The 974-nt window shown below is 66.5% G+C and carries 1 protein-coding gene; it reads left to right on the top strand.

Annotated elements, in window-relative coordinates; genetic code table 11:
* Positions 1-50: 50 nt before the first annotated feature.
* On the top strand, positions 51-974 hold a 924-nt coding region (locus IYX23_RS14630; RefSeq protein ID WP_196398855.1), incomplete at its 3' end, for a glycine--tRNA ligase subunit beta.

Raw genomic sequence — 974 nt, 5'->3', positions numbered from 1 at the left:
ACCCCTAACCCCTCCCCGCCGCAAGCGGGGGGAGGGGAATAGACTGCGCAATGTCCGATCTCCTTCTCGAACTCTTCTCCGAAGAAATTCCGGCGCGCATGCAGCGGCAGGCGGCTGACGATCTGAAGCGGCTCGTCACCAATGCGCTGGTCGATCGCGGCCTGACCTATGAGGGCGCCGTCGCCTACGCCACGCCGCGCCGCCTCGCGCTGCAGGTGGTCGGCCTGCCATCGCGCCAGCCCGATATCCGCGAAGAGCGCAAAGGGCCGCGCGTCGGCGCGCCCGAGGCGGCGGTCGCCGGGTTTCTGAAAAGCGCCGGCCTCGCCTCTCTCGATCAGGCGCAGATCGCGAAGGACAAGAAGGGCGGCGAGTTTTATCTCGCCGTCATCGAGCGCGCCGGCGCGGAGACGATCGACGTCCTCGCTGAAATTCTGCCGGCGATCATCAAGAGCTTTCCCTGGCCGAAATCGATGCGCTGGGGCGCGGCGTCCGAGCGCGGGGATTCGCTGCGCTGGGTGCGGCCGCTCCATTCGATCGTGGCGACTTTCGGGCCGGAGACCGAAACGCCCGAGGTCGTCCGCTTCGAGGTCGACGGAATCGCGTCAGGCAATGTGACCCACGGCCATCGCTTCCTGGCGCCGCAACCCATTCGCGTGAAGCGCTTCGAGGATTACGCGCTCTCGCTCGAGCGCGCCAAAGTCGTCATCGATGCGGCGCGCCGGCGCGACATCATCCTGCACGACGCGAAGGATCTCGCCTTCGCGCAAGGGCTGGAGCTTGTCGAGGACGCTGGCCTGCTTGAAGAAGTCGCCGGACTCGTCGAATGGCCGGTGACGCTCATGGGCGCGTTTGACGAGAGTTTTCTGTCCATTCCGCCGGAAGTCATCCGCGCGACGATCCGCGTGAATCAGAAATGTTTCGTGCTGCGCAACCGCCCTCCCCTTGAGGGGGAGGGTCGCGCCGAAGGCGCGGGG

This window comes from Methylocystis sp. L43 (genome assembly GCF_015709525.1).
Classification (GTDB): domain Bacteria; phylum Pseudomonadota; class Alphaproteobacteria; order Rhizobiales; family Beijerinckiaceae; genus Methylocystis.
Note: the sequence above shows the minus strand (reverse complement) of the source record. Positions and strands in the feature narration are given on the sequence as shown.